The 25,328-nt window shown below is 33.6% G+C and carries 26 protein-coding genes; 12 read left to right on the top strand and 14 right to left on the bottom strand.

Features of this window, described 5'->3' with window-relative positions; all coding sequences use genetic code 11:
• The 3 genes from Q0951_RS03830 to Q0951_RS03820 form a co-directional block, all read right to left on the bottom strand.
• Complete coding sequence (locus Q0951_RS03830) at window positions 1-1,728, bottom strand: phospho-sugar mutase (RefSeq protein ID WP_299334462.1); 1,728 nt, start codon at window positions 1,726-1,728, stop codon at window positions 1-3.
• 76 nt (window positions 1,729-1,804) lie between these two features.
• A complete protein-coding gene (locus tag Q0951_RS03825) occupies window positions 1,805-2,752 on the bottom strand; it encodes a glycosyltransferase family 2 protein (RefSeq protein WP_299334460.1) in 948 nt (315 codons plus the stop codon).
• Window positions 2,753-2,795: 43 nt separating this feature from the next.
• Window positions 2,796-3,329, bottom strand: a complete 534-nt coding sequence (locus tag Q0951_RS03820; RefSeq protein WP_299334457.1) for a DUF4199 domain-containing protein — start codon at window positions 3,327-3,329, stop codon at window positions 2,796-2,798.
• 161 nt (window positions 3,330-3,490) lie between these two features.
• On the opposite strand from Q0951_RS03820, the gene Q0951_RS03815 reads away from it, so the two are divergent.
• The 3 genes from Q0951_RS03815 (at window position 3,491) to Q0951_RS03805 (ending at window position 5,936) form a co-directional block, all read left to right on the top strand.
• On the top strand, window positions 3,491-3,742 hold the full coding sequence (locus Q0951_RS03815; RefSeq protein WP_299334454.1) for a type B 50S ribosomal protein L31: 252 nt from the start codon (window positions 3,491-3,493) through the stop codon (window positions 3,740-3,742).
• Between the two features lie 101 nt (window positions 3,743-3,843).
• Complete coding sequence (locus tag Q0951_RS03810) at window positions 3,844-5,019, top strand: GlmU family protein (RefSeq protein ID WP_299334452.1); 1,176 nt, start codon at window positions 3,844-3,846, stop codon at window positions 5,017-5,019.
• Between the two features lie 17 nt (window positions 5,020-5,036).
• The gene (locus Q0951_RS03805; protein WP_299334449.1) at window positions 5,037-5,936 is read left to right on the top strand and encodes a hypothetical protein; all 900 of its coding nucleotides are present in this window, start codon (window positions 5,037-5,039) and stop codon (window positions 5,934-5,936) included.
• Here the strand turns inward: Q0951_RS03805 and Q0951_RS03800 are convergent.
• Window positions 5,923-7,557, bottom strand: coding sequence for an ABC transporter substrate-binding protein (locus tag Q0951_RS03800; RefSeq protein WP_299334446.1), 1,635 nt, complete (start codon window positions 7,555-7,557; stop codon window positions 5,923-5,925). The genes Q0951_RS03805 and Q0951_RS03800 overlap by 14 nt on opposite strands.
• A 92-nt stretch (window positions 7,558-7,649) precedes the next feature.
• Between Q0951_RS03800 and mtaB the strand changes: the two genes are divergently transcribed.
• Window positions 7,650-8,975: a tRNA (N(6)-L-threonylcarbamoyladenosine(37)-C(2))-methylthiotransferase MtaB gene (gene mtaB, locus Q0951_RS03795; RefSeq protein WP_299334443.1), complete on the top strand. Its 1,326-nt coding sequence runs from the start codon at window positions 7,650-7,652 to the stop codon at window positions 8,973-8,975.
• 44 nt (window positions 8,976-9,019) lie between these two features.
• Here the strand turns inward: mtaB and Q0951_RS03790 are convergent, their stop codons facing one another.
• A complete protein-coding gene (locus Q0951_RS03790; RefSeq protein WP_299334440.1) occupies window positions 9,020-9,316 on the bottom strand; it encodes an N-acetyltransferase in 297 nt (98 codons plus the stop codon).
• Between the two features lie 116 nt (window positions 9,317-9,432).
• Here Q0951_RS03790 and Q0951_RS03785 point away from each other — a divergent pair, with 116 nt between their 5' ends.
• From Q0951_RS03785 to cls, 3 genes are read left to right on the top strand one after another with little or no spacing between them, the layout of a single operon-like run.
• A complete protein-coding gene (locus Q0951_RS03785) occupies window positions 9,433-10,101 on the top strand; it encodes an alpha/beta hydrolase (protein WP_299334438.1) in 669 nt (222 codons plus the stop codon).
• A 42-nt stretch (window positions 10,102-10,143) separates the two neighbouring features.
• Window positions 10,144-11,085 carry a lytic transglycosylase domain-containing protein gene (locus Q0951_RS03780; RefSeq protein ID WP_299334436.1) on the top strand — a complete coding sequence of 314 codons (942 nt, stop codon included), beginning with the start codon at window positions 10,144-10,146 and terminating at the stop codon, window positions 11,083-11,085.
• A complete protein-coding gene (gene cls, locus Q0951_RS03775; RefSeq protein WP_299334435.1) occupies window positions 11,086-12,540 on the top strand; it encodes a cardiolipin synthase in 1,455 nt (484 codons plus the stop codon).
• Here the strand turns inward: cls and Q0951_RS03770 are convergent, their stop codons facing one another.
• From Q0951_RS03770 to Q0951_RS03760, 3 genes are all read right to left on the bottom strand, one after another.
• Complete coding sequence (locus Q0951_RS03770) at window positions 12,541-13,227, bottom strand: hypothetical protein (protein WP_299334434.1); 687 nt, start codon at window positions 13,225-13,227, stop codon at window positions 12,541-12,543.
• Window positions 13,228-13,372: 145 nt separating this feature from the next.
• Window positions 13,373-13,933: a DUF2892 domain-containing protein gene (locus tag Q0951_RS03765; protein WP_299334431.1), complete on the bottom strand. Its 561-nt coding sequence runs from the start codon at window positions 13,931-13,933 to the stop codon at window positions 13,373-13,375.
• Window positions 13,923-14,822 (bottom strand): DUF6263 family protein, encoded by a 900-nt coding sequence (locus Q0951_RS03760; protein ID WP_299334428.1) that lies wholly within the window; start codon window positions 14,820-14,822, stop codon window positions 13,923-13,925. Before Q0951_RS03760 ends, Q0951_RS03765 begins: the two co-directional genes overlap by 11 nt.
• 250 nt (window positions 14,823-15,072) lie before the next feature.
• On the opposite strand from Q0951_RS03760, the gene rpmH reads away from it, so the two are divergent.
• The 4 genes from rpmH to Q0951_RS03740 all read left to right on the top strand — a co-directional run bounded on the left by rpmH (window position 15,073) and on the right by Q0951_RS03740 (window position 20,102).
• On the top strand, window positions 15,073-15,234 hold the full coding sequence (gene rpmH / locus Q0951_RS03755) for a 50S ribosomal protein L34 (RefSeq protein ID WP_033961596.1): 162 nt from the start codon (window positions 15,073-15,075) through the stop codon (window positions 15,232-15,234).
• Window positions 15,235-15,335: 101 nt separating this feature from the next.
• On the top strand, window positions 15,336-18,188 hold the full coding sequence (gene carB, locus Q0951_RS03750) for a carbamoyl-phosphate synthase large subunit (protein WP_299334425.1): 2,853 nt from the start codon (window positions 15,336-15,338) through the stop codon (window positions 18,186-18,188).
• 138 nt (window positions 18,189-18,326) lie between these two features.
• On the top strand, window positions 18,327-19,202 hold the full coding sequence (locus tag Q0951_RS03745) for a T9SS type A sorting domain-containing protein (protein WP_299334422.1): 876 nt from the start codon (window positions 18,327-18,329) through the stop codon (window positions 19,200-19,202).
• Window positions 19,203-19,331: 129 nt separating this feature from the next.
• Window positions 19,332-20,102, top strand: coding sequence for a T9SS type A sorting domain-containing protein (locus Q0951_RS03740; protein WP_299334419.1), 771 nt, complete (start codon window positions 19,332-19,334; stop codon window positions 20,100-20,102).
• Window positions 20,103-20,150: 48 nt separating this feature from the next.
• Here Q0951_RS03740 and Q0951_RS03735 read toward each other — a convergent pair whose 3' ends face one another.
• The 6 genes from Q0951_RS03735 to Q0951_RS03710 form a co-directional block, all read right to left on the bottom strand.
• A complete protein-coding gene (locus tag Q0951_RS03735; protein WP_299334417.1) occupies window positions 20,151-20,687 on the bottom strand; it encodes a YceI family protein in 537 nt (178 codons plus the stop codon).
• A gap of 20 nt (window positions 20,688-20,707) precedes the next feature.
• On the bottom strand, window positions 20,708-21,073 hold the full coding sequence (locus Q0951_RS03730) for a hypothetical protein (RefSeq protein ID WP_299334414.1): 366 nt from the start codon (window positions 21,071-21,073) through the stop codon (window positions 20,708-20,710).
• A gap of 11 nt (window positions 21,074-21,084) precedes the next feature.
• On the bottom strand, window positions 21,085-21,933 hold the full coding sequence (locus Q0951_RS03725; RefSeq protein ID WP_299334412.1) for a DUF5777 family beta-barrel protein: 849 nt from the start codon (window positions 21,931-21,933) through the stop codon (window positions 21,085-21,087).
• A gap of 338 nt (window positions 21,934-22,271) precedes the next feature.
• The gene (locus Q0951_RS03720; RefSeq protein WP_299334410.1) at window positions 22,272-23,039 is read right to left on the bottom strand and encodes a T9SS type A sorting domain-containing protein; all 768 of its coding nucleotides are present in this window, start codon (window positions 23,037-23,039) and stop codon (window positions 22,272-22,274) included.
• 26 nt (window positions 23,040-23,065) lie between these two features.
• A complete protein-coding gene (locus tag Q0951_RS03715; RefSeq protein ID WP_299334408.1) occupies window positions 23,066-23,449 on the bottom strand; it encodes a hypothetical protein in 384 nt (127 codons plus the stop codon).
• Window positions 23,450-23,585: 136 nt separating this feature from the next.
• The gene (locus Q0951_RS03710) at window positions 23,586-24,659 is read right to left on the bottom strand and encodes a hypothetical protein (RefSeq protein WP_299334407.1); all 1,074 of its coding nucleotides are present in this window, start codon (window positions 24,657-24,659) and stop codon (window positions 23,586-23,588) included.
• A 107-nt stretch (window positions 24,660-24,766) separates the two neighbouring features.
• Between Q0951_RS03710 and Q0951_RS03705 the strand changes: the two genes are divergently transcribed.
• Window positions 24,767-25,291 (top strand): sigma-70 family RNA polymerase sigma factor, encoded by a 525-nt coding sequence (locus Q0951_RS03705; RefSeq protein ID WP_299334405.1) that lies wholly within the window; start codon window positions 24,767-24,769, stop codon window positions 25,289-25,291.
• Window positions 25,292-25,328: the final 37 nt, after the last annotated feature.

Raw genomic sequence — 25,328 nt, 5'->3', positions numbered from 1 at the left:
CTAGAGATTCATATCTTTTAAGATGTCATCGATACGTGCTTCCAATTTTTGTTCCGTAGCTTTAAATGCTGCCACATTGTCTAAAGATGTATTTACACTGATATAGAATTTTATTTTAGGTTCTGTACCACTTGGTCGTAATGCTATTTTGCTTCCATCTTCGGTATAATAGATTAAAACATTAGATTTTGGAATGTCAATTGTTGATTCTTCATTGGTTAGAAGATCTTTTACAGTAGATAATTGATAATCTTCAATTCTAATTACTTTCGATCCGTTTACCTTTTCAAGAGGGTTTTTACGTGCATCAATCATCATTTGTTTAATTTCCTGTGCGCCTTCAATGCCCTTTTTAGTTAAGGATACTAAACGCTCTTTAAAAAATCCGTGTGTGATATATAATTCAATGAGTTCCTCATACATACTAATTCCTTTTGCTTTTGCCTGAGCAGCAATTTCACAAGCTAGAAGCGTAGAGGTTACGGCGTCTTTATCTCTAACAAAGTCACCTACCATGAAGCCAAAACTCTCTTCACCACCACCAATAAAATCTAGAGCAGGGAAGTCTTTGATCATTTTAGCAATCCATTTAAAACCAGTTAGTCCAATTTTGCATTCTACATTGTAAGCGTTTGCCAATACTGACATCATAGGTGTAGACACAATAGTAGAACCTACAAATTGATTTCCATTTAATTTATTGGAAGTTTCCCATTGTTTTAAAAGGAAATTAGTCATAAGGATCATGGTTTGATTTCCATTTAATATGACCAATTCGTTCTCTAAATTCCTAACTACAACACCTAAGCGATCACAATCAGGATCTGTTCCAATAACAATATCACCATTAACTTTTTCTGCTAGTTCCATCGCCATTTTAAGTGCTTCCGGTTCTTCAGGATTTGGTGATTTAACTGTTGGGAAATCACCATTAGGTTCACGCTGTTCCTCAACAATATTTACGTTTGTGTAACCAGCACGTTTTAAAGTTTCAGGAATAGCTGTTATTGAGGTTCCATGTAAAGAAGTAAAAACAATATTTAAGTTTTGTTTCGCTTCATCTGAAGTGTTAAAGCTACCATTTTCAATGGAATTATTAATAAATACGTCATCAACAGCCGAACCAATATAATTGATATTAGCTTCGTTTGCTTCAAATTTTATTTCTGAATAATCCAAACTATTGATCTCAGCAATGATTTCTGCATCTTGAGGAGGAACAAGTTGTCCGCCATCTTGCCAATACACCTTATAGCCGTTATATTCAGGTGGATTATGAGATGCAGTTAATACAATTCCGCAATGGCAATTCAAATGCTTTAAAGCAAATGATAGCTCTGGAGTAGGGCGTAGATCTTCAAAGAGGTAAACGTGAATTCCATTAGCCGAAAACACATCAGCCACAAGTTTTGCCAACGTTTGACTGTTGTGTCTGCAATCGTAAGCAATAGCTACTTTTAAAGTTTCCGAAGGAAATTGTTGATGCAAATAATTGCTTAATCCCTGAGTATTTTTACCAAGAGTAAATTTGTTGATACGATTGGTACCAATTCCCATGATGCCTCGCATTCCGCCTGTGCCAAATTCAAGGTCTTTATAAAAACTTTCCTTGAGTTCGGTTGGGTTATTTGCAATGAGGTCTTTTATGTAGTTTTGAGTCTCTTGATCAAAAGTTGGCGTTAACCATGTATTAACGCGTTCTAGTAGTTGCGGTTCAATATGTTTCATGTGTAATAATTATGCTACAAAAGTACGTAATTCAATAATTTTGAATGAATAAGATATCGTTAATTCGATGACAATGTTAGAAATTAAGCTCCTGTTTTATTAGGTAACGGCTTTTATCTCTTTTAGAACGTAAGATCAATTCCCCTAGAAACCCAGCGATAAAAAATTGAGACCCTAAGATCATGGTGGCTAATGCCAAATAAAATTGTGGCCTGTCAGTGATAAGTCGTCCTGTAGGATTGAGAAACAGTTTATCAATACCTAAATAAAGCGCAAAAAGAAATCCAATACCAAACATAATAACACCTAAAGCACCAAATAGATGCATTGGACGTTTACCAAAGCGTGATAAAAACCATATAGTGATAAGGTCTAAAAAGCCATTGATAAAACGATCCATTCCAAATTTTGTTTCACCATATTTTCTAGCTTGATGTTTCACCACTTTCTCACCTATATTTTTAAAACCAGCATTCTTAGCTAATACAGGAATATAGCGATGCATTTCACCATTAACATCTATGTTCTTTACAACAGTCTTGTTGTAAGCTTTTAGACCACAATTAAAATCATTTAGTTTAACACCAGAAGTTCGTCGTGCAGCCCAATTAAATAATTTAGAAGGAAGATTTTTAGCAATAACAGAGTCGTATCGCTTTTTTTTCCAACCAGATACCAGATCAAATTTATCAACAACAATCATGTTGTAGAGTTCAGGGATTTCCTCTGGATTATCTTGAAGGTCAGCATCCATAGTGATAACTACATCGCCTTCGGCTTTTGCAAAGCCAGCGTGTAATGCTTGAGATTTTCCGAAGTTCTTTAAAAATCGAATCCCTTTAACACTTGCATCTTTTTGGGATAACTGCATAATTGTTGCCCAAGACTCATCTGTACTACCATCATCAATAAAAATGATTTCATACGAAAAACGATTGGATTGCATGACATTAGCAATCCAATCGTGTAATTCTGTTAATGATTCTTGTTCGTTAAGTAGTGGTATGACTACTGATATATTCATCTAGTGATTTTGAATGTTTAAAGTTCAAAAATAGGGATTTTATTTAAGCTTGATTAGGGTCTTTTTTCTTCATGATTAAAGCAACGATTAAACCAATAACAGTAAAGAAGATAAGTCCTTGTGCTAGTGATCTTAATTGCATACCAGGTGAAAAGATGTTCTGGCTCTCAATTTCAGCCAATGACTCATTGATTTGAGCTTGTGGAGCACCAAAACCTTCCATGAAGTCTCTAGTTTGATTTATCACAAGTTCTTTTACATAGTCGGCAGTATCAGGATCAATATAATTATAGAGAACCACCACCACTACAGTATTAATTAATACTCCCAATACAATTGGAATAAAATAAGTCATAAAGGCCTGTTTAAAGGACATGAAGCCACCGAGTAAGCTTCTTGCTTTTGCACTTGAAATAACACCAATTGTTATGATTGCTAACGGAACAACAAGGATGTTTATCCAAAAGTTGACCACCAGTTCTACATTAAAAGCATAACATAACACAGTATACAATACAAGACCTATGGCTAAATATATACCATAGTTTATTGATGATGATTTAATTGATTTTTCCATAATTTGAGTTGATTATTTAGTTATTATGTTAGTTAGTGTCTAATAGTAACAATTTGTTACAATAGAATTAGAAATAAAAAAAGAAATAAATTATTGGTAATTTACAAAAATTACTTAAATTTGCACCTCCAAAATAGTAAGGATTTTTAAAGATTAAAGAGATGAAAAAAGGAATACATCCAGAAAATTATAGATTAGTAGCATTTAAAGACATGTCTAATGATGACGTATTTTTAACTAAATCTACTGCTGAGACTAGTGAAACAATTGAAGTTGATGGTGTTGAGTATCCAGTAATTAAATTGGAAATTTCTAGAACATCTCACCCATATTATACTGGTAAATCTAAATTAGTTGATACAGCAGGACGTATTGATAAATTCAAAAATAAATACGCTAAGTTTCAAAAGTAAGCTTAGTCTAATCATACTTTATAAGCCTTCAGGATTTTCCTCGGAGGCTTTTTTGTTTTCTATAATTGATTTACTTTTAACATCTAACTTTAGTTGAGATTATGAATTATATCCTTTTTGATGGTCCGTCGCGCAATAATTTATTGCCATTTACATTTACCAGACCAGTAGCCGATATTAGAGTAGGTATACTAACCATAAGAGAAAAATGGGAACAGTATCTTGGTAATACCATCACTACCATAACAGAGGATTATTTGTCAGAAAAATACCCAATGGTAGAACTGGATGAGAATGTAATGATCAATGCATCTTATTTGCCTAATCCATCACTTGTTAAACTTATAACAAGCCTTGAAGAAAATCAAGCGGTATTTCATGGTGAAGAGGTTATTGCTTTTTTTGCAAAAGAAGCCCAGGACGATATTGATTTTGAAACATATCACGCTATTGAATACGATGATACGTTGATTAAAATAGAACATACTTGGGATATTTTTGCTAAAAATGGAGATGCTATCCAGGCAGATTTTGAGCTGCTTACTAACAATAGAAACTCACAGCCTATTCCTAATTCAAATAACATACTTGGTGCTCAGCATATTTTTATTGAAGAAGGTGCTAAATTGGAATTTGTGACCTTAAATGCAAACTCTGGACCTATCTACATAGGTAAAAATGCTGAAATTATGGAAGGTAGCGTAATTAGAGGGCCTTTTGCATTATGTGACCATGCCACTGTAAAATTAGCAGCAAAGATTTATGGACCAACTACAGTTGGACCACACAGTAAAGTTGGAGGTGAGATCAATAATTCTGTCATATTTGGGTATTCTAACAAAGGGCACGATGGATTTCTAGGTAATTCGGTGTTAGGTGAATGGTGTAATCTGGGCGCAGATACTAATAATTCTAACCTTAAGAATAACTATGCAGAAGTACGACTTTGGAATTATGAAACTCAAGGTTTTGCCAGAACTGGATTGCAGTTTTGCGGACTCATGATGGGAGATCATAGTAAGTGTGGGATCAACACCATGTTCAATACTGGTACAGTTGTTGGAGTAAGTGCTAATATCTTCGGAAGCGGATTTCCGAGAAATTTTGTGCCGAGTTTTTCCTGGGGAGGACACTCCGGATTTACAACATACTTGACTAAAAAGGCGTTTGAAGTTGCACAAGTTGTAATGAAACGCAGGAATATTGATTTTTCCGAAGAAGATAAAGCCATTTTAGAGCACGTCTTTGAAGACACAAAACAATGGAGAAAAGGATAATATTAAACAATAAAAACATGAAGTTCGTTTGTAGTATCATTTTAGTATTGACAATTAATTTCGGGTTTTCCCAAACCTACAAGATCAAAAACCTAAAACTTAATGATGACAAGAGCCAATATGGTGTTGTGTATTATAAAGGCAATAAAGTTTATTATACATCATATATGCTCGATAATAGAAACAGAGCAAGGCGCGATCAGGACAAGCGCTTAATTTTTACCATGTTTGAAGGGGAAAAAACTGAAGATGGTGAAATCATCAACCCTAAACAATTCAACAAATCTGAAAAGTTTGTTTTCAACACTTCAAGTGCAGCATTTAGTCCCGACGGAAAATACATGTACATCACTACTAATTTTATGAAGCGTGGTAAGTCGTATAAGCGAAAAGTAAAATCCATAAACCTTAACATCCAAAGAGGAGAATATATTGAAGGAAGAGGTTGGACCAACTTTGAAGCTTTACCATTTTGTAAGCCAAATTATAATTATGGACACGCTGTGTTAAGTCCTGATGGATCCACAATGTATTTTACTTCAAATGCCGATGGTGCACATGGTCAAACCGATTTGTTTAAAGTAAAGATTTTGGGAAATGGTGAATACGGAGAGGTTGAAAATTTAGGGAAAACAATAAATTCCCCTCGTAAGGATATGTTTCCGTTTGTAAGTAAAGATAATGTCCTGTATTTTGCATCAGACCGCGTTAGAGGATATGGTGGATTAGATATTTATAGCTATGATTTAAATGGAGATCCGGAAACGACAAAACCAGTATTATTACCAAAACCAATTAATAGTAGAAGTGATGATTTTTGCTATATCCTGAACGATGAGATGACCGAAGGTTATTTTGCGTCAAGACGACCAAAAGGTAAAGGTGAGGATGATATTTATTATTTTACTCTGGATTAGATTTCTTTACACGTTTTAAATCCAATAAGTTAATTGGATTAATGCCTAATCCACTTACATTTTTTCTTGTAAACCTAACCACTTCGTCATAAAACAATGGAACAACAGGTGTTTTAGACATCACTAAGCTATCCATTTTTGTATAAAGTGCTTCACGAGCTTTAGTATCTGTTACACTAAAGGCTTCCTCATACCATGTGTCAAATTGTTCGCTTCGGAAATGTGTATAATTTGGACCATTAGGCGCAAAATTTTTACTAGAATACAATGATAAGTAATTCTCTGCATCAGGATAATCGGCAACCCAACTTGCTCTAAACAGGTCTAACTTTCCATTAGCTTTTGCATCTTTTAAAGTAGCTGCAGGAATCACATCTATATTGACATTAATCCCAATTTTTTGAAGTTCTCTTTGAATGTATTCACAAAAACTTAAATAATTACTGATGGTTGTAATGGTAATTTCAGGATTAGAAATACCGGTTTCAGTTTTAAATCTCTGAACCAATTGCTTCGCTTTTTCTGGTTGAAATGTAAAACCTATGGATGCATCATAGCCAGGTAATCCTTTTGGTATAAATCCGCCATAAGCTGGTATTCCAATACCATTACGTAAATAGGTCATCATTTTTTTCTTGTCAAATCCATAGTTAACAGCTTGCCGTAGAATTTGAGATTGTATTTCGGTAAGCTCAGAGTCCATGTAAAAAGCCAAATATTCAGTATTAAGGTAAGGTCCACGAATCATATTTACATCTTTAGAGTATCTGTCTCTTAAGGTACCACTTGCAGTTAGTATGTCATCTTTGTAAGATGCGTCCAAGCCAGATACAAAATCGATATTGCCTTGTGCAAATTGTAAAAACTCACTTTGCTTATCAGGTAAGAATGTAATTGCAACTGCTTCAAGATAGGGAAGTGCTTGTCCTGTTTTATCCTTTTCAAAATACCGATCATTTCTTCGGAAAACTAACTTTAGATTTTCTTCCCATCGCTTAAATTTAAAGGGACCTGTTCCAATAGGGTGAGAACGAAAATCGTTACCATAAAAGTCTACAATTTCTTTTGGAACAACAGAACAGTATTTCATAGTCAGTAAACCTAAGAATGCAGGAAATGGTTGTTTAAGCTTTATTTGAAATACACTATCGTTAAGCGCTTTAAATGAGTCTACTTTGTTAAGTGTCCAGCGTCCTGGTGAGGCTACTTTCTTATCGAGTAACCGATTAAAACTATATTCAAAATCTTTTGCAATCACATAACGTGTAGAATCCTTTCCGAATAATTCATGAGGATGGAACTTTACATCGTTTCTTAGTGTAAATGCATAAGAGCGCGCATCTTCAGATATGGTCCAGGATTTGGATATGCAAGGTTGTACATTTAGATTTTTATCCATTTGTACCAATCCGTTAAATAATTGATTAGTGGCCCAGATATCAGCGTTGTCTTTTGCGAACGCTGGATCTAGAGAGCCAATATTTTTGTGTTCGTTATACCTAAAAACCAAATGGTCTTTATTGGTGTTGGCATCATTTCCGCAGGAAAAGAGCGTAAAAACAACAAAAACACTCAAAAATATCTTTAAACCTCTATATTTTACAGGCACTAGTTTTACCATATTGCTCATTAATTGTAACTTTGTTCGCTCTAATTCAGAACGCAAGTAAATATAAATAGATTTCTGAGCTATCAGAAACTCTAAACAGATATATGAATAAAAAAGTAGCATTTTATACTTTAGGTTGTAAGCTAAACTTTTCTGAGACATCAACCATTGCTCGAAATTTCTCTTCGGAAGGCTTTGAGCGTGTCGATTTTAAAGAGAAGGCAGATATTTATGTGATTAATACTTGTTCTGTTACCGAAAATGCTGATAAACGATTTAAATCCATTGTTAAGCAAGCGCAAAAGATAAATCCAGATGCTTTTGTAGCAGCTGTTGGGTGTTATGCGCAATTAAAACCACAAGAATTAGCTGATGTTGATGGTGTTGATCTTGTACTTGGTGCTACCGAAAAATTTAAAATTACCGATTACCTCAATGATCTCTCAAAGAACGATATGGGAGAAGTCCACAGTTGTGAGATAGAAGAAGCCGATTTCTATGTTGGGAGTTATTCTTTTGGAGATCGTACGCGTGCGTTTTTGAAAGTGCAGGATGGTTGTGATTATAAATGTACGTATTGTACGATTCCTTTGGCTAGAGGAATTTCCAGAAGTGATACCTTAGAAAATGTACTTCGTAATGCTGAAGAGATTTCTAAAAAAAATATCAAGGAAATTGTTCTTACGGGAGTTAATATTGGTGACTACGGAAAAGGGGAGTTTGGAAACAAAAAACATGAGCATACCTTTTATGAATTAGTTCAGGCTTTAGACGATGTAGAAGGTATTGAGCGTTTGCGTATCTCGTCTATAGAACCCAATCTGTTAAAAAATGAAACAATAGAGTTTGTCTCTAACAGCAAAACATTTGTACCGCATTTTCACATTCCATTGCAAAGTGGGAGCAATGAACTTCTTAAGTTAATGCGTCGTCGTTACATGAAGGAGCTGTATGTAGATCGTGTAAAACAAATAAAGGCAGTTATGCCACATGCTTGTATTGGTGTGGATGTGATTGTTGGATTTCCTGGTGAAACTGATGAACTGTTCTTAGAGACCTATAATTTTTTAAATGAACTGGATATTTCCTATTTACACGTGTTTACCTATTCAGAACGTGACAATACGGTTGCTGCATCAATGCCAGGCGTTGTTCCTAAAAATGTAAGAGCCAAACGTAGTAAAATGCTTAGAGGTTTGTCGGTTAAAAAGCGTCGTGCCTTTTACGAGAGTCAATTGTCAACAAGGCGAACAGTGCTTTTTGAAGGTGAAAACAAAGAGGGTTATATTCATGGATTTACTGAAAACTATATAAAAGTAAAAGCACCATGGAATCCTGAACTTGTCAATACCTTACAAAAAGTAGAACTTACAGAAATTGATGCTGATGGTCTAGTGAGGTTTGAATTTGTTGAAGCGCAAGTGATATAAAGTGATAAAAAAAATCCGAAGTTTTAACTTCGGATTTTTTTAAGTTATATTCTGATACCGACTGGTAGCATCTTTTTATATTTTCTGTGTCGTCTAATAAATTTCGCAATTTCAGGACTAGTAGGGACAACACTTATATTGCGTTCAGCAATATTTTCAAAAACGATTGTCAAGAATTCTTCTTCAAAATCATCATTTGAAATTCCATCAGGAACAATAAGTTTTGTCAAAAAGATTTTTCTGTCTTGTAAAGAATACTCAATTTTGGCAAGTTCACCGTCTACTTTTAATTCGAATTGGCGTAAAAAGTCATTGTCTGTTAATTCAGCAGCATCAATCATAATAATTTGTATTTAATTCAATGGTCGGTAGGGTGGAACTATACTTTTGTATAGTTTTGTAGTGCAAATTTACGAAAAATATCACAGATATTAAAAACGGTTCTTTATAAATACTTATGCAACAAGAAATTATACATGTGTATTTAATGCCTGGTATGGCTGCAAATCCATCAATATTTGAACATATTGAATTACCTAAAGATCAATTTGAAATACATTGGTTAGAGTGGATGATTCCTCATAAAAATGAATCTCTAGAATCCTATGCAAAACGAATGATTGAAAAAATAGAGCATGAAAATGTTGTTTTGTTAGGTGTGTCTTTTGGGGGCATTCTTGTTCAAGAAATGAGTAAGTATATGAGTTTGAGAAAACTATTTGTTGTTTCAAGTGTGAAATCTAAGCATGAACTCCCAAAACGAATGAAAGTGATGAAATTTACTAAAGCCTATAAATTACTCCCAACGCAATTGGTAAGTAATATTGATGTTTTAGCTAAATATGCCTTTGGGGAAACCATCACAAAGCGAATAGAGCTCTATAAAAAATATCTGTCTGTTAACGATAAGCGTTATCTGGATTGGGCTATCGAGAATGTTATTGAATGGGATCAGCACGAACCTAATAAAGATGCTATCTATATTCATGGTGATAAAGATGCTGTATTTCCACATTCATGTACTGGAAATTGTATTATCATAAAAGGTGGCTCGCATATAATGATTATTAATAAGTATAAATGGTTTAATGAAAATTTACCAAAACTAATCCTTCAGGATGCTTGATGACAAACATTTAATTTTATACATTAGTAAAAAATAAGACCTATGAAGATGATTAAGAATATTTTAGCGGCAATTGGTTTAGTATGTGTGTCTGGACTTTTTATTTTTGCTGTCCAGGCAGATGAAGCAACTCCTAACAAAGAAATTACGGCACAACCAGAAGTTGTAAACGATTATAATGTATATGCATTATCAGTGCCTGAAAATCTTAATTTTGCTGGTGAGCCAATGCCTCTTGAAGATCCAGATATTCTGGAACGGATGGATAGAGAATTATTGGTAAATACTTACTGGCAATCTAATGGACTGTTAATGTTTAAACGTGCCGAAAAGTACTTTCCTATTATTGAACCTATCTTAAAAAAGAACGGTGTGCCAGAAGATTTTAAATATCTGGCAGTCATAGAAAGTGGTCTAACCAATGCTGTATCACCTGCTGGAGCCAGAGGTGTTTGGCAGATCATGAAAACAACTGGTCGAGAAAACGGACTAGAGATCAATACTAATGTTGACGAACGTTACCATTTGGAAAAAGCTACGGAGGTTGCTTGTAAATACCTAAAGAAAGCAAAAGAACGATTAGGATCATGGACACTAGCAGCTTCAGCTTATAATGCTGGTAATGCTGGAATTTCAAGACGTTTAAAAGAGCAAGGTGTTTCTAATTACTACGATTTATTACTTGGTGAAGAAACAGGTCGTTATCTATTTAGAATTGTTGCACTTAAGGAAATATTGAATAGTCCTAAAAAGTATGGTTTCAATTTTACTTCGGATGATTTATACAAAACTATTCCAACTTATAAAGTCGAAGTTGATACTGCTGTAACAGATTTTACCAAATTTGCGCAACGCTACGGAATCAATTACAAGATCTTAAAGATTCACAATCCTTGGTTACGTGAGCCTAAGTTAAATAACGCGTCAAGAAAGACCTATTATATCGAGATTCCAAAAGAAGGCTACTATTCAGTAAAACCTTAAATGATTGAATTTTTAAAAGACCACTCTTGGACCATCCTGATAATTATCAACTATTTGTTGGCAATTTCTGCTATCATAACTGTTTTGTTGAATAATATCAATCCGTCTAAAACTGTAACTTATATTATAATTCTTGCACTTTTTCCATTTTTTGGTTTAGTGATTTATTACTTATTCGGACAGCAATACAGAAAGACAAAAATTTTTGATAGAAAACACGTCATTAACTCAAAAGTCATCCAGTCTGCAAGTAATAGTTTTCAGTTGGATGGAAGAGACCTTAAAGTCATTAATGAGGAATTAGACGATAAAATAAAACTAATAAAGCTCCTTAAAAATAGTGAGAAATCACCACTTACAATTAGAAATGATGTAAAGTTATTAATCAATGGCGAAGAGAAATTTGAATACCTTTTAGATGACCTAAAGCAAGCAAAACACCACATTCATTTAGAGTACTATATCCTAAAAGACGACGGGATTGGTACTGAGCTTCTGGATATCATTTGCGAAAGAGCCAAGGCTGGAGTAGAGGTTAAATTGAGTTATGATGATGTTGGTAGTAAATTATCATCTGTAATGAAACATCAGCTGGATGAAAGCGGTGTATTACATTGCCCTTTTATGCCTGTGTTTTTTTCAAGCTTAACAGGGAAATCCAATTATAGAAACCACAGAAAAATAGCAGTTATAGATGGAGAAATTGGATATGTTGGAGGGATTAATATATCGGATACTTATGTCAATAGTCCATCTTCAAAATTATATTGGAGAGATACACATTTGCGTATTCATGGCGAAGCTGTAAAAGTGCTTCAGTTTCATTTCTTGACGACATGGGATTTTGTGACAAATGATTCTATAGAAATCAAAGAGAGTTATTTTCCTGAAATTCAATGTAAAAAAGGTATTCCTGTTCAAATTGCTGCAAGTGGACCTGATACAGATTGGGCTAACATTATGGAAGCCATACTCACAGCTATAAATAATGCTGAATCTTATATCTACATCACAACACCTTACTTTATTCCAAATGATCAGGTTATCACAGCATTACAAATAGCTGCAAAAATTGGAGTGGATGTTAGGTTAATAATTCCAAAAGAATCTGATAGTTGGGTAGCCAAATATGCAACAAATTCATTTATAGAGCCATTGTTGAATGCAGGAGCGAAAATATATCGTTACAAAAAAGGATTTGTTCATGCTAAAACCATGGTTGTCGATGATGTATTTTGTACCATTGGAACCTGCAATATGGATAACAGAAGCTTTAATATAAACTTTGAGATCAATGCATTAATATACGATACTGAAAAAAGTGAACTCATGAAATCACAATTTAAAACCGATTTAGAGGATTGTGAAATCATTGAACAGGAATTGTGGATGCAAAGGCCAAATAGTCAAAAACTTAAAGAGTCTTTCAGTAGGTTGTGGGCACCATTATTATAATCAATCAATAATTGATATAATACCTTCTTTTGTAGGCTCGTTGTCAAAGAGCATCCACTTAATTTTTTCATGAATAACGCTAAAAGCCACTTCAGTTCTGTTTTTGTCTTTAGAGATCGTAAATTTTCTATCAATTTTAAGAAGCTGTTTTTCTTCGGAAATAAAGAAACATGCTGGAGCTCCAAATGAATGTTTATAAGGCTTTATAATATGGTTTGAAGCATTTTCACGTTCATCGACGTAAGTTACAATCACATTAGAATTGTAATCTTTGGAAAGTGTTTTAGCTTTTGACTTCGAATTCCAAAACAAAATAATGATGTTAATTTGATCTTTATACATTTTTGACATTCTATTGATCTCATTAATCTCTTCTTGATTAATTAGTTCCCAAGAAGATTTTGTCACTAAAAGAAAAGGGGTATCCAAAGAAGTTGTTTTTAATGTACTTCCATTGACTTTATTTAATGTAATATTACGGATGTAACTAAATTTTAAGTGGTTGTTGAATAGGGAATCGAATAGAAACTCAGCACGAGCCATGTCGCCATTTTGTATAGCAACTTCAGACTTATCCTTGTAAGCTTTCAAATGTTTGGCGATTTGGGTATCGAAGTATATTTTTTGCTGCTGAGGGAACGCTAAAAACATACATGCAAACATAAATGTAAAAATACATACTCGCATGCCTAATTTTTTGTAGGTTAACTAGTTGCAAATGTATTGGGCACTAAATGGCGTAGCAAAAAAAGTCGTTAAAATGCTAAAAATATGGAGTAATGAAGTGTTTTTGAACAATAAATCGACGAAAAGTACGTTGCGAGCACTATCGTTAACGTCTTCTCATATTGCGATTTCCGTAGTGTTGCTTTGGCCCTTGTGACTTTTTCATACCATCTTTCATCATTTTGATTTGTTCTGTCAGCATGCCACGTTTGTCAAGCTTTTGGGCTTCGTTGAGTAACTGTTTAGCTTCAATTGGTCTACGTTTACTAAAAGCAATACCTGCAAGATTAAGTTTAGCCATTGCTACATCATGATCCATAGATAGACCCAAACCTAAAGCCTTTTTGAAATATTTTTCAGCTTCATTCATATTGGTTTGAGATACCATCACACCATGAAGATAATTATAATATCCCTCTTGTTTTTTGACTAAAGCACTCGATGGGTTTTTGATCTTATTTAACCACTTTTTGGCACCTTCAAAATCTTGCTTCCGAAGTCTTAAAAATGCTAAAAGAATAAATTCGTTTTTAAAGTACAGGAAAACGAATATTAATGATAATAAAATATACATAATACCATTACCAATATAGCCTTCGGTAAATTGATATATGGCATATGCTATGATTAATCCAGCAATAACAAGTTTTATATTTTTATTGAACATCCTTTTCTATTTTGTAAGTTATATTAGAGGTAATTGTTGTTGGTACATCTAGATCATTCATATTATGCATGATTGAATTCCCTTTAGCTGTTGAGTAAGTTGTCATTGTTTTAACAAACCCAGTATCAAAGGAAGTCACTACTTTTGAGGTCATATCACCTTTAAGATTCATTTCAATATCATCATCCTTAGTTGCAAAGATGATAGAGCTTTCACCATTAATAGTAACTTCATTATTAGCAATGTTTTCTAAAGTCCATAAATTATCTGCTGATAAGTCACCTTTAAATCTATTTTTCCAGGAGTCACCATTAGAAACAGCCTCTGAAGGATAAATATAGGTCATTTGCTCAAAGCTCATAGCCAAGCTTTCATTGCTAAATTCTTTTTTCATGGATTCCTTCATAAGTTCTTTAGTGAAACTGTCAAAATCACCTGAGGCACTTATCATTTTATCAATTAGCTTTTGTGACCCTTTTATGGATTTTATTTTACCATTTTTGTACATTTCCATGTAAAGATCACAGGTAACTAACTGCGAAAAGATTTTTCCCTGAATATCATTATCAGCAATTGAATCATTAGTGTTAATATTAAAAAGTTCACCTGCTAGATTTGAAGTAGAAAGCATTTTAAAACGGTCAAACTTAAATTTTATGTTGTAAATGCTGTCATTTACACTCTGTACTGTAAATGTAAAATCACCTTCTAACGCATTGGTCATTTCGTGTTTAGTACCATTCATTTCCTGAACTATATCTTGGTTTGCAACCTGATATACTTTGAAACGATCACCTACATTTAGATTGTAAGTTAAATTTGTTTGTGCATCCAAATGGCAGGTAGAGGCCACAAAAACAGTAAAAAGATAAATAAAAAAAGACTTCATTATTCGCTTTGAATTTTAGATTACAAAGAAACTAATTTTTTGTCAATTTGTAACTAGTAAATTAGGCATATGTGATATCATGTGTAAGAGTCATTAATTTTTTATTAAGCTGATTTCAGTAAAAGTCACAATAAAAAAATATTTTAATTTTAGGTTTGGCAAAGTAAAAACTCTTTGTATATTTGCACGCAGTTTTGAGAACAGCTCGAAACAAATAAAAAAGATATAAGTTTTCTAAAAATATAAGACAATGCCAAAAAGAACGTTTCAACCGTCAAAAAGAAAAAGAAGAAACAAACACGGTTTTAGAGAAAGAATGGCTTCTGTAAACGGAAGAAAAGTTTTAGCACGTAGAAGAGCTAAAGGAAGAAAAAAATTGTCTGTATCATCTGAAACAAGACATAAGAAATAATGATTAACAATTGTTAATATTTTAAGGGTGTTACTTAGGTGTAGCACCTTTTTTTGTACCTATTTGTTACCTATTTTTGCAACTATTAAAAAAGATAAAACATGCCAAAAAACGAAAAATTAAAATCTATTCTTATTATTGGCTCAGGGCCCATTATAATTGGTCAAGCCTGCGAATTTGATTACTCTGGATCACAAGCATTACGTTCACTTAGAGAAGACGGAATTGAAACTGTTTTAATCAATTCTAATCCTGCAACTATCATGACAGATCCATCAATGGCAGATCATGTATATCTATTGCCCTTGACTACAAAATCGATAATTAAAATATTAAAGGAACACCCTCAAATTGATGCAGTTTTACCAACAATGGGAGGACAAACTGCTTTAAATCTTTGTATTGAAGCAGATGAAAAAGGAATTTGGGAGGATTTTGATGTTGAAATCATTGGAGTAAACATTGATGCAATTAATATCACAGAAGATAGAGAGAAGTTTCGTGATTTAATGAATAAAATAGGTGTTGGCATGGCACCACAAGAAACAGCAACTTCTTTTTTAAGAGGAAAAGAGATAGCACAGCAATTTGGATTCCCATTGTGTATTAGAGCCTCTTTTACCTTAGGAGGTGCTGGAGCATCGATTGTCTATGATGAAAAAGAATTTGATGAAGCATTAACAAGAGGTTTAGAAATTTCTCCTATTCATGAGGTTATGATAGATAAGGCTATGATGGGATGGAAAGAATATGAACTTGAACTATTGAGAGATAAAAACGATAATGTTGTTATTATTTGTACAATAGAAAATATGGATCCTATGGGAATCCATACAGGTGATTCTATAACTGTTGCACCAGCAATGACCTTGTCTGATAAAACATTACAAAAGATGCGTGATATGGCTATCCATATGATGCGCAGTATTGGTGACTTTGCAGGTGGCTGTAATGTGCAATTTGCTGTAAGTCCTGACGAAGAAGAGGAAATAATAGCTATTGAAATTAACCCTCGAGTTTCTAGATCATCTGCATTGGCAAGTAAAGCAACAGGTTATCCAATTGCTAAAATTGCAGCTAAATTAGCTTTAGGTTATACATTAGACGAATTAAATAATCAAATAACAAAATCAACGTCAGCTTTATTTGAACCTACTTTAGATTATGTAATTGTAAAAATTCCACGTTGGAATTTTGATAAGTTTGAAGGATCAGATAGGACTCTCGGACTCCAAATGAAGGCTGTTGGTGAAGTTATGGCTATTGGACGCTCATTCCAGGAAGCACTTCACAAGGCTACGCAATCACTGGAAATTAAACGAAACGGATTAGGAGCAGATGGAAAAGGCTATAAAGATTACCAGCAAGTCATAGATAAACTTACCTATGCAAGCTGGGACCGTGTATTTGCTATTTATGATGCCATTCAAATGGGAATTCCGTTAAGTCGTATCCATGAGATCACTAAAATAGATATGTGGTTCTTAAAACAATATGAAGAACTCCATGAATTGGAAAAGGAAATTTCCAACTTTACTATTGATACCATTGAGCGTGATCTATTATTGGAAGCGAAACAAAAAGGATATGGCGACCGTCAAATAGCACATATGCTCAAATGCCTTGAGAGTCAAGTGTATAATAAACGTGACGAATTTAATATCAATCGTGTTTATAAATTAGTAGATACATGTGCTGCTGAATTTAAAGCGCAAACACCTTACTATTATTCAACATTTGAAAATGAAGTTGAAACACCAGATGGTAAAAAGTTTTCAGCTAACGAGAGTGTAGTATCAGATAAAAAGAAGATCATTGTACTTGGTTCAGGACCAAATCGAATTGGTCAAGGAATAGAATTTGATTATTGTTGTGTTCACGGTGTTTTAGCGAGTGCAGAATGTGGTTATGAAACTATTATGATTAACTGTAATCCTGAAACTGTATCAACAGATTTTGATATCGCTGATAAACTGTATTTCGAACCTGTGTTCTGGGAGCACATTTACGATATTATTCGCCATGAAAAACCTGAGGGAGTCATTGTACAACTTGGAGGGCAGACCGCTTTAAAACTAGCCGAAAAATTAGATCGCTACGGCATCAAAATCATAGGTACAACCTACCAATCACTTGATCTTGCTGAAGATAGAGGAAGTTTTTCAACATTACTGAAAGAAAATAATATTCCTTATCCTGAATTCGACACAGCTTCTACTGCTGATGAGGCACTTGCAGTAGCAGATAAATTAGATTTTCCAATTCTGGTGAGACCATCTTATGTGTTAGGAGGGCAAGGAATGAAAATTGTAATCAATAAAAAGGAATTAGAAGAGCATGTCGTTGATTTACTTCGTAAGATTCCAAATAATAAATTGTTGTTAGACCACTATCTTGATGGTGCAATAGAAGCCGAAGCTGATGCTATTTGTGACGGCGAAAATGTTTACATTATTGGTATAATGGAACATATAGAACCATGTGGTATACATTCAGGAGATAGTAATGCAACTTTACCTCCTTTTAATTTAGGAGAATTTGTGATGCAGCAAATAAAAGATCATACTAAAAAGATTGCTTTGGCGCTTAACACTGTTGGATTAATTAATATTCAGTTTGCTGTTAAAGACGATATGGTATATATCATTGAAGCAAATCCTAGAGCATCTCGTACTGTGCCTTTTATTGCAAAAGCTTATGGAGAGCCTTATGTGAATTATGCAACCAAAGTAATGCTTGGAGATAAAAAGGTAACTGATTTTGATTTTAAACCTCACTTAGATGGCTATGCGATAAAGCAGCCAGTATTCTCATTTAATAAGTTCCCTAATGTGAATAAACAATTAGGACCAGAAATGAAGAGTACAGGTGAAAGCATCTTGTTTATAGATAGTTTGAAAGATGACGAATTTTACAATCTATACTCAAGACGTAAAATGTATTTGAGCAAATAGTAGTTTTTTTCGATAAACTACACCTTTTAGTTGTATTGAAATCACTATTTTAGCTTAAAATTTGAAAAAACTGTTAAACTGGAATCATTTTTGTTAGATAAACAACTATGAATAGATTCTAAACAGAAAATATAGACTATGAAAACAAAACTACTTTTTTTATCATTATTCTTAATATCAGCAATTGCGTTATCGCAAGTTGTAGCCGGTCAAGTTGATGATTTTGAAGATGGAACAACTCAAAGTTGGGCAATTGGTAGTCCTTCTCAGGCTGTATCTCCTCCTGCCAATGTTGCATCTGGTGGACCTGCTGGTGTTGATGATAATTACTTGACATATACATCGCAACCTTCTGCTAGTGGCGCAGGAAGTAAAATGATTATTTTTAGTGCTGGTGCCTCTCAATGGGCAAATAGTTCAAATTATACAGCTCAAGGTATTGTAGCTATTAAAATGGATGTTAGAGCTTCTGATGAAGATCTTCAGGTTAGAGTAGCATTTCAAGGTCCTAACGGAAAAAGGTTTTGTACAACAAATGCTGTAGAAGTTAGAGCTGGTACCGGATGGAATTCTGTTACGATTCCAATTTCAACTTCAGATTTCACTTCGGTTTCTGGTGGTCCAACTACCATCGATCAAGTTTTAGCTAATGTAAATACTATGAGAATTATGAGTGCTCAGTCTCCTACATGGGCTAATCCAGACGTATTTACTGCAACTATAGACTTAGATAATATTACAGCTTCAACAACTTTAGATGTTAATGATTTAGAAGTTGAAGATAGCTTTGAGATTTCTCCAAATCCAGCTACATCGAAATTAAATATTAAATTAGTTAACTCTTTGAACAATGCTAATATTGTAGTTTACAATGTGCTAGGGAAGAAAGTGTATTCTAAAACATTGAGTGCTATGACGTCTTCAATTGATGTGTCTCAATGGAACTCAGGAGTATATCTAGTGAGACTGTCTACAGATAATCAAACCATTACTAAGCGTTTTGTGAAGCAATAAATACCACAAAATATATCATATCTAAAACCCATCAAATTCAATTGATGGGTTTTTATTTGTGTTAATTTTCTCAATCCATTAAAAAAAATCATTAACTTGTAGATAACTAAATCTATAAATCAAGGGTTTATGATAAAAAAATACGCGTTATATTTTCTTTTTTTAATAGTTTGTTTCGGATTAAATATTCAGGATGCTAATGCTCAATTAAGAATAGTTGAGGTTGATCCTGCGCAGGAAACAGCAACCATTAAAAACTTTGGGTCAACAACCATAGATATATCCTCATACAGATTATGTGCATTGTTCAAATATGGTTCTCTAGGAAGCATGACTGTCCAAGAAGGATCATTAAATCTGGCTGCTGATGCTGAAGTAGTTGTCACTGTGGCACTCTCTGGTGGGAGTGTATTAAATGATTCCGCTTCAGATTTAGGACTCTATTTGCCTACAGGTAGTTTTGGTTTGGCTGCAAACATGATTGATTTTGTGCAATGGGGAAGTTCACCTAATGGTCGGGAAAGTGTCGCTGTAACCAAAGGCATATGGACTGCTGGAACATTTGTTAATGTGTCGGCACCATATGAGTTTACTGGAGGAGTCTCTGATTCTGGTGTTGCCTTCTGGGATACACTTTTGAATGTAGGTGAAGTGGACGATATTACTAAATTTGAAATATCACCTAATCCAGCGTCTTTAAACCTTAATATTACTATACCTAATTCTATTGAAAATGCAACCCTAAAAGTGTTTGATCTTTTAGGAAAACGAGTTTTAGAAAGAGAGTTGAGTAATGTACACTCTATATCTATAGATGTGAGTAAATGGAATACAGGTATTTATGTAGTTCGTGTTTCGAGTGACGATATTACACAAACCAAACGCTTTATAAAACAATAAATATCCAATCCTAAACTAATACTGTCTTAACCAATCTCAATGAGTGGTTTATTTTTTACTAAGCTCAAATAGAAAGCTTACGTCAATTTTATCAGCTATCTTATTACTTACAATTTTGGGAATGTCTATATCAAAACCTGATGCTTTTACAGTAAACTGTCCCGACATTGTTATCAGGTTTCCATTTACATTGATTTTTACCTTAACATCATTCATGATTTTTTTCTGTCCGTGAAATGTGAGTTCACCATTTATAGTATATTCAGCCTCAGATGTGTTCAGATCTAACTCATTAATGGTTCCTTTAAACGTCGCTTTTGGATATTGATCAGATTCAGCATAGTTTTCGTTGAAATGCTCTTCCATCAATGCATTTTTAAAACGAAACCCCTTAACAAGTGCTAAGGCTGCAAATTCGCCATTTTCAGTATTAATAATGGCTGTTACTGAATTATTTTTTGCAGCAACTTCTTCAAAAGAAGGAACCGAGGCTTCAAAATTAATCTGACCAGTTTTGGTAATGAATTTATTTTGAGCTGTACCACTAATACAGGCGAAAAATAGTATGTAAAGTATCTTTTTCATGGTATTTGTATTTTAACTAATTAGTCTTCAGGTAAACCGTCAGTTTCCCATTGTGTAATAATATCTATCAAGTTTTGCGGTAATCTTGGTCCGCCAAATGGCATTAAAAACCCCTGGTCATTGCTCGAAATACGGGAAATTAAACCATTATTTTCTACCGCATTTCTTACCTGTTCAAAAGTGACTAAAGAAATAGGTGCGCCATTGACAGGAGGATCACTATGACATGAGATACAGTTATTGTCTATAATTGATTTTACATTGTCATTGTAAGTTACTATTGTTGGTATGGGTGTAGCATCTATAAGGTCATCTACACTGTTGTTAGTACAGCTGTATATAAATACGACTGCAATTAGAATACAAAGTTTGTTTATCGTTTTCATATGATTTTATTTTAAAATACACGACTTAAATTAAACCCAAAGTAGATATTTCCATCACTCCAATCTCCAGTAGCTTGTCCTAAAAACCCATTAGTATTCATGGCTTGAGCATTCGAGAAGTGCATTTGAAATACATGACCTCCAGTTTCCAGATCAAAACCTATTGACAACGGATTTTTAAATGGCGAATTACTTGCTCTATTGAGATGCCACCCATAATCAGCATTAATAGACCATCGTTTTGTTAGTTTATAGCGTGCTCCCATTCCGAGGGCAAATTGAGAGTTGTCTTGATTATCCTGTTGGACAAAGTTGTCATGGAAATATGTTGGAGCTAATTCTAATGACAGATTGGTATTGACCTTTCGAGAAATTAGAAGCTGAGTTGTGTATCCTAATCGATCTGTAAACTCTAATTTTGGTAAGTTCTCTTTTTCCAGAGCGGAGTTGACCAGTATTGAATTGAATCCAACAATAGTAAATGGAAACCCATTGTCTTGTTGTCTTACTAGTCTGTATTTGATTGACGCTTCATAGGTCTTCTGAAATGAACTCCTAGATACTCCAACATTTAAGCCGTCTGTAATTCCGTAAACAAAGTTTAGTCTTGTAACTGCATCATCTAATCCGAAGAAACTATCAAATCCGTTTTCAATACTTCCAAAACGATGTGATACAATGAAGGTTAACTCTTTTTTTGCAACAAGCTTTGTCGATTCAAAATTCACAATTTTCAACCCTTTAAATGCTGCTGTTGCAAATTGATTATCAGTTGTTTCAGTGTCAATTTCACTAAGTAAATCATCTTGTGCAACACTTAAAATTGGCACAAGGAATAGCAGTATGAATAGATATTTCATAGATAATAAATTAGATTTTAATGGTTGTTTATGCTTTTGGAAATTCGTTTTTCACAGCGTATTTCAGTAGCTAGAAGTCTTGAATTACTGAGGGGTTACATAGTGTTTTTGCTAATAATTAGAATTCTTTTGTTTTGTAAAATGTTAGCTATAGTAAAATTTGCACATCATTCAGAGACTTGAGAATTTCCTAAATTGGGTTGACCGTCTTTGTCTATTGGACAAAGGATCAAATCCATGTATGTCAGTTGCATTTCTAAAGAGAAATGAATTTTTCTTTTCATTTTGAAACATATTTAAAAGCCAAATACCAAATAGCATTTGGCTTTGATTTTAATTTACTGTTTTATAAAGCGTTTGGTTTCTGCTTTATCTCCGTTTGATATCCTGATGAGATATAGGCCACTGTTCCAATCAGATACATCAATTTGAGAAGGACTATTAGTATCTAATGATTTTGAAATGATCTGTTTTCCAAGAATATCAAAAACTTCATATTGCAAACCAGAGGCGCTGTTTGTTAGTTCTATATGTAATACAGAATTTGTCGGATTAGGATATAGGCTAAAACTTGAAGATGCTTCTAGGTCATCAACACTTAAAAGCGTGTTCCAGAAATTTACTCCAAAATCTGAAGCACCTCCTGTAAATTCGTATGGTGGCGCAATATTTACAAATGTTCCAGCAGTCCAAATGCCTTTGGAAACTGCAACACTTTCACGTCCGAGACCACCATTTCCCCATTGAACAAAATCCACCATGGCACTTGCTGATGCAAAATTACCTGTAGGTAAATAGAGTCCGAGATCTGCCGCAGAAGCACTAAAGCTTAAATAATTAGCAGCAAATACTGTGACTTCAGCATTTGGAGCAAGATTTAACGATCCATCTACAACTGTGGTTTGACTTGATAAAGTTCGGTATGAAAATAGTGTACATAGTCTATATGAGCCGATGTTTACAGTTGAACCTCCAAAGTTCTTGATGGTTATTGTATCTGCAGCAGGATCAACTACCGAGATTTTAATTTGTGCCTGAGTTTGCTGACTTAAGACGACGGCAAATAGAAATGTAAAAAGGCTTTTAATAATGTAATTTGTTTGCATAGTGTATAATTTTTGGTGTTAGTAATTTATTGTTTCTTAATTGTGCATTGGTCTAGTTTGACTTGTTCTAAAAGGTCATCATAACCAATAACACGTCCTTTAATTTTTATTTCAGTATTGCTTTCTATGTTGTGTTTGATGTTGTCTATAAATTGACAAAACACTTTGTCGTCCAGCGTAATAGAGTTGTTATTATATTCTGACACCTTTCCTGAGACTTCAATAGTTGTATTTAGGTATGTCGTTTCTGCTACTGTAACATTATCAGAAAAACTTGAAGCGATATCTTCAGTTGTAACCTCAAATTTGGTAACTTCACTTTCAATGTCCCGATGGTCCTGGTAGATATAATTATATCCAAATAATACAGCTATAATTAAAAAGACTAGAATGATTATTCGCCTACGCATACTTACAGTTTTTTTTGATCGGGTTTTAAACTGCTCTAGCGACTAATGACTAAAGCAGCTTAACCATAACAATTTATAATCCCTAATTACGAAATTGTCTACCCTTTTAATTTTTCTTTTTCAATATTGTTTTATGCTAATTACAGGGATTTCTATATCGCAATCGATCTTCATCGTTAATTCTAAGATCGATTTTTGATAGATCACTATCATAAATCTCTTGCAATTCCCAATTGTTATTACAAAATGGAAGTGCAGGGATGTTTATGAGTAAGGTGATGTTATTTCCAGTCCCAGCCGTTGACCAAGTTCCGTTTGCTGATGTCATATTCCAAAAGACATTTACTGTGCCATCTTCAGAAAAATTAAAATCATAACCATCATAGACATCATTATAGTTGATGTTATCTTGTCTCACTTTATCAGTAAACCAATCCTGACATCCTGTAAGCACATCTATTAACTGTTCTTGAGTACAGTTGTCACAATCGTCATCGTTATAGTCAAAGTCATCATCTTCATCACATGTATCTTGTTGGTCAGTTATGGTAGATTCAAGTTCAGTTAAGGTGGAGATTTCTATTTGAGAATTGTCTGAAAGCCTTACTGAAATAGGAAAATTTATAGTTGTGATGTCATTTGCTGAAATAGTTTCAACAAAACTGTACAATTCATTGTCATTTGAGAAGGTTTCCGTCAATATCACCTCATTATTGGTGTTAAATTTTGAAGCCGAAAATGGATACACAAAATCAATACATTCAATGTCATTGTCAGTTACATTTTCACCATTACAAGTATTGGCAAGAGTATTCAATTCGGATATTGAGTTTACTGTAGTTTCCGAATAGTCAGTTCCAATAACTGTGATAGGAAATGTGATATCCAAAGCGTCTGTATCATCGATGTTTTCATCAAATATAGATTCAACCATATAGTAATCTGCTTCGGTAATAAGCTCTAAATTCACAGAATTTGCGGTTACATTTACTGGTAGTTTGATGTTAAAACAATTGGCGAAATCTAATATATTATCTTTAGAGCCATCATTTGAAGCAGTTCTTTGTATCAAATTAGAAACATTAGAATTAGGCTGTATGACTTCTTCAGGAGGCGTTTCTATAAATTCAATCTCTTCTTTTCTACATGATGTAAATAGCAATGTATAAGACAGTATAGATAATAAAAGTATTTTAGTAGTTGTTTTCATGATTTTGCATTTCGTTATATCTAATGCATTTTAATATAAAACAACTTAACTTTAAAAACTCCTGAAAATAAATATTTATTTACCTTTAATCTTTAAAAAAATAAACCTTGCCAAAAGACTTAAACGATAATATTTGCGAAGCAAAAGTATTTGAACATGTCTATAATACATATTCAAAAGATTTACATGATTTCTTATATTATAAATATGGGGAACAATTTAATCCTAGTGATAAAGCTCAGGATGCGTTTATTAAACTATGGGATAACTGTAAGAAAGTCACATTAAGCAAAGCAAAATCCTTTTTATTCACTGTAGCAAATAATATGGTGCTTAATGATATAAAGCATCATAAGGTCGTGCTCAATCATCAAAAACAAGCACCAAAATCACATACCAATGAAACACCAGAGTTTATTTTAGAGCAAGAACAGTTCTTTAAGCGTTATCAAGCGGTTTTAGAACGTTTAACTGAAGAACAACGTGTCGCATTTTTATTAAGTAAGGTAGAGGGAAAGAAGCATAGTGAAATAGCAGAATTTTTAGGTGTCACAAAAAAAGTGGTAGAATACCGAATTTATAGTGCTTTTAAAATTCTAAAAACAGAATTGGAAGGATTTAAAATAAAATAATCAGGAATAATAGAAGTGAAGTTGTTATATAAGTAGT

The organism is uncultured Psychroserpens sp. (assembly GCF_947501425.1).
In the GTDB taxonomy this organism is placed as follows: domain Bacteria; phylum Bacteroidota; class Bacteroidia; order Flavobacteriales; family Flavobacteriaceae; genus Psychroserpens.
The sequence above is the reverse complement of the archived record's forward strand: the minus strand, read 5'-3'. Positions and strand labels throughout refer to the sequence as shown.

Bases quoted from the DNA above. Each gene is read 5' to 3' on its own strand.
- Q0951_RS03830 (WP_299334462.1), bottom strand. From the start codon at position 1,728: ATGAAACATATTGAACCGCAACTACTAGAACGCGTTAATACATGGTTA.
- Q0951_RS03825 (WP_299334460.1), bottom strand. From the start codon at position 2,752: ATGAATATATCAGTAGTCATACCACTACTTAACGAACAAGAATCATTA.
- Q0951_RS03820 (WP_299334457.1), bottom strand. From the start codon at position 3,329: ATGGAAAAATCAATTAAATCATCATCAATAAACTATGGTATATATTTA.
- Q0951_RS03815 (WP_299334454.1), top strand. From the start codon at position 3,491: ATGAAAAAAGGAATACATCCAGAAAATTATAGATTAGTAGCATTTAAA.
- Q0951_RS03810 (WP_299334452.1), top strand. From the start codon at position 3,844: ATGAATTATATCCTTTTTGATGGTCCGTCGCGCAATAATTTATTGCCA.
- Q0951_RS03805 (WP_299334449.1), top strand. From the start codon at position 5,037: ATGAAGTTCGTTTGTAGTATCATTTTAGTATTGACAATTAATTTCGGG.
- Q0951_RS03800 (WP_299334446.1), bottom strand. From the start codon at position 7,557: ATGGTAAAACTAGTGCCTGTAAAATATAGAGGTTTAAAGATATTTTTG.
- mtaB (WP_299334443.1), top strand. From the start codon at position 7,650: ATGAATAAAAAAGTAGCATTTTATACTTTAGGTTGTAAGCTAAACTTT.
- Q0951_RS03790 (WP_299334440.1), bottom strand. From the start codon at position 9,316: ATGATTGATGCTGCTGAATTAACAGACAATGACTTTTTACGCCAATTC.
- Q0951_RS03785 (WP_299334438.1), top strand. From the start codon at position 9,433: ATGCAACAAGAAATTATACATGTGTATTTAATGCCTGGTATGGCTGCA.
- Q0951_RS03780 (WP_299334436.1), top strand. From the start codon at position 10,144: ATGAAGATGATTAAGAATATTTTAGCGGCAATTGGTTTAGTATGTGTG.
- cls (WP_299334435.1), top strand. From the start codon at position 11,086: ATGATTGAATTTTTAAAAGACCACTCTTGGACCATCCTGATAATTATC.
- Q0951_RS03770 (WP_299334434.1), bottom strand. From the start codon at position 13,227: ATGCGAGTATGTATTTTTACATTTATGTTTGCATGTATGTTTTTAGCG.
- Q0951_RS03765 (WP_299334431.1), bottom strand. From the start codon at position 13,933: ATGTTCAATAAAAATATAAAACTTGTTATTGCTGGATTAATCATAGCA.
- Q0951_RS03760 (WP_299334428.1), bottom strand. From the start codon at position 14,822: ATGAAGTCTTTTTTTATTTATCTTTTTACTGTTTTTGTGGCCTCTACC.
- rpmH (WP_033961596.1), top strand. From the start codon at position 15,073: ATGCCAAAAAGAACGTTTCAACCGTCAAAAAGAAAAAGAAGAAACAAA.
- carB (WP_299334425.1), top strand. From the start codon at position 15,336: ATGCCAAAAAACGAAAAATTAAAATCTATTCTTATTATTGGCTCAGGG.
- Q0951_RS03745 (WP_299334422.1), top strand. From the start codon at position 18,327: ATGAAAACAAAACTACTTTTTTTATCATTATTCTTAATATCAGCAATT.
- Q0951_RS03740 (WP_299334419.1), top strand. From the start codon at position 19,332: ATGATAAAAAAATACGCGTTATATTTTCTTTTTTTAATAGTTTGTTTC.
- Q0951_RS03735 (WP_299334417.1), bottom strand. From the start codon at position 20,687: ATGAAAAAGATACTTTACATACTATTTTTCGCCTGTATTAGTGGTACA.
- Q0951_RS03730 (WP_299334414.1), bottom strand. From the start codon at position 21,073: ATGAAAACGATAAACAAACTTTGTATTCTAATTGCAGTCGTATTTATA.
- Q0951_RS03725 (WP_299334412.1), bottom strand. From the start codon at position 21,933: ATGAAATATCTATTCATACTGCTATTCCTTGTGCCAATTTTAAGTGTT.
- Q0951_RS03720 (WP_299334410.1), bottom strand. From the start codon at position 23,039: ATGCAAACAAATTACATTATTAAAAGCCTTTTTACATTTCTATTTGCC.
- Q0951_RS03715 (WP_299334408.1), bottom strand. From the start codon at position 23,449: ATGCGTAGGCGAATAATCATTCTAGTCTTTTTAATTATAGCTGTATTA.
- Q0951_RS03710 (WP_299334407.1), bottom strand. From the start codon at position 24,659: ATGAAAACAACTACTAAAATACTTTTATTATCTATACTGTCTTATACA.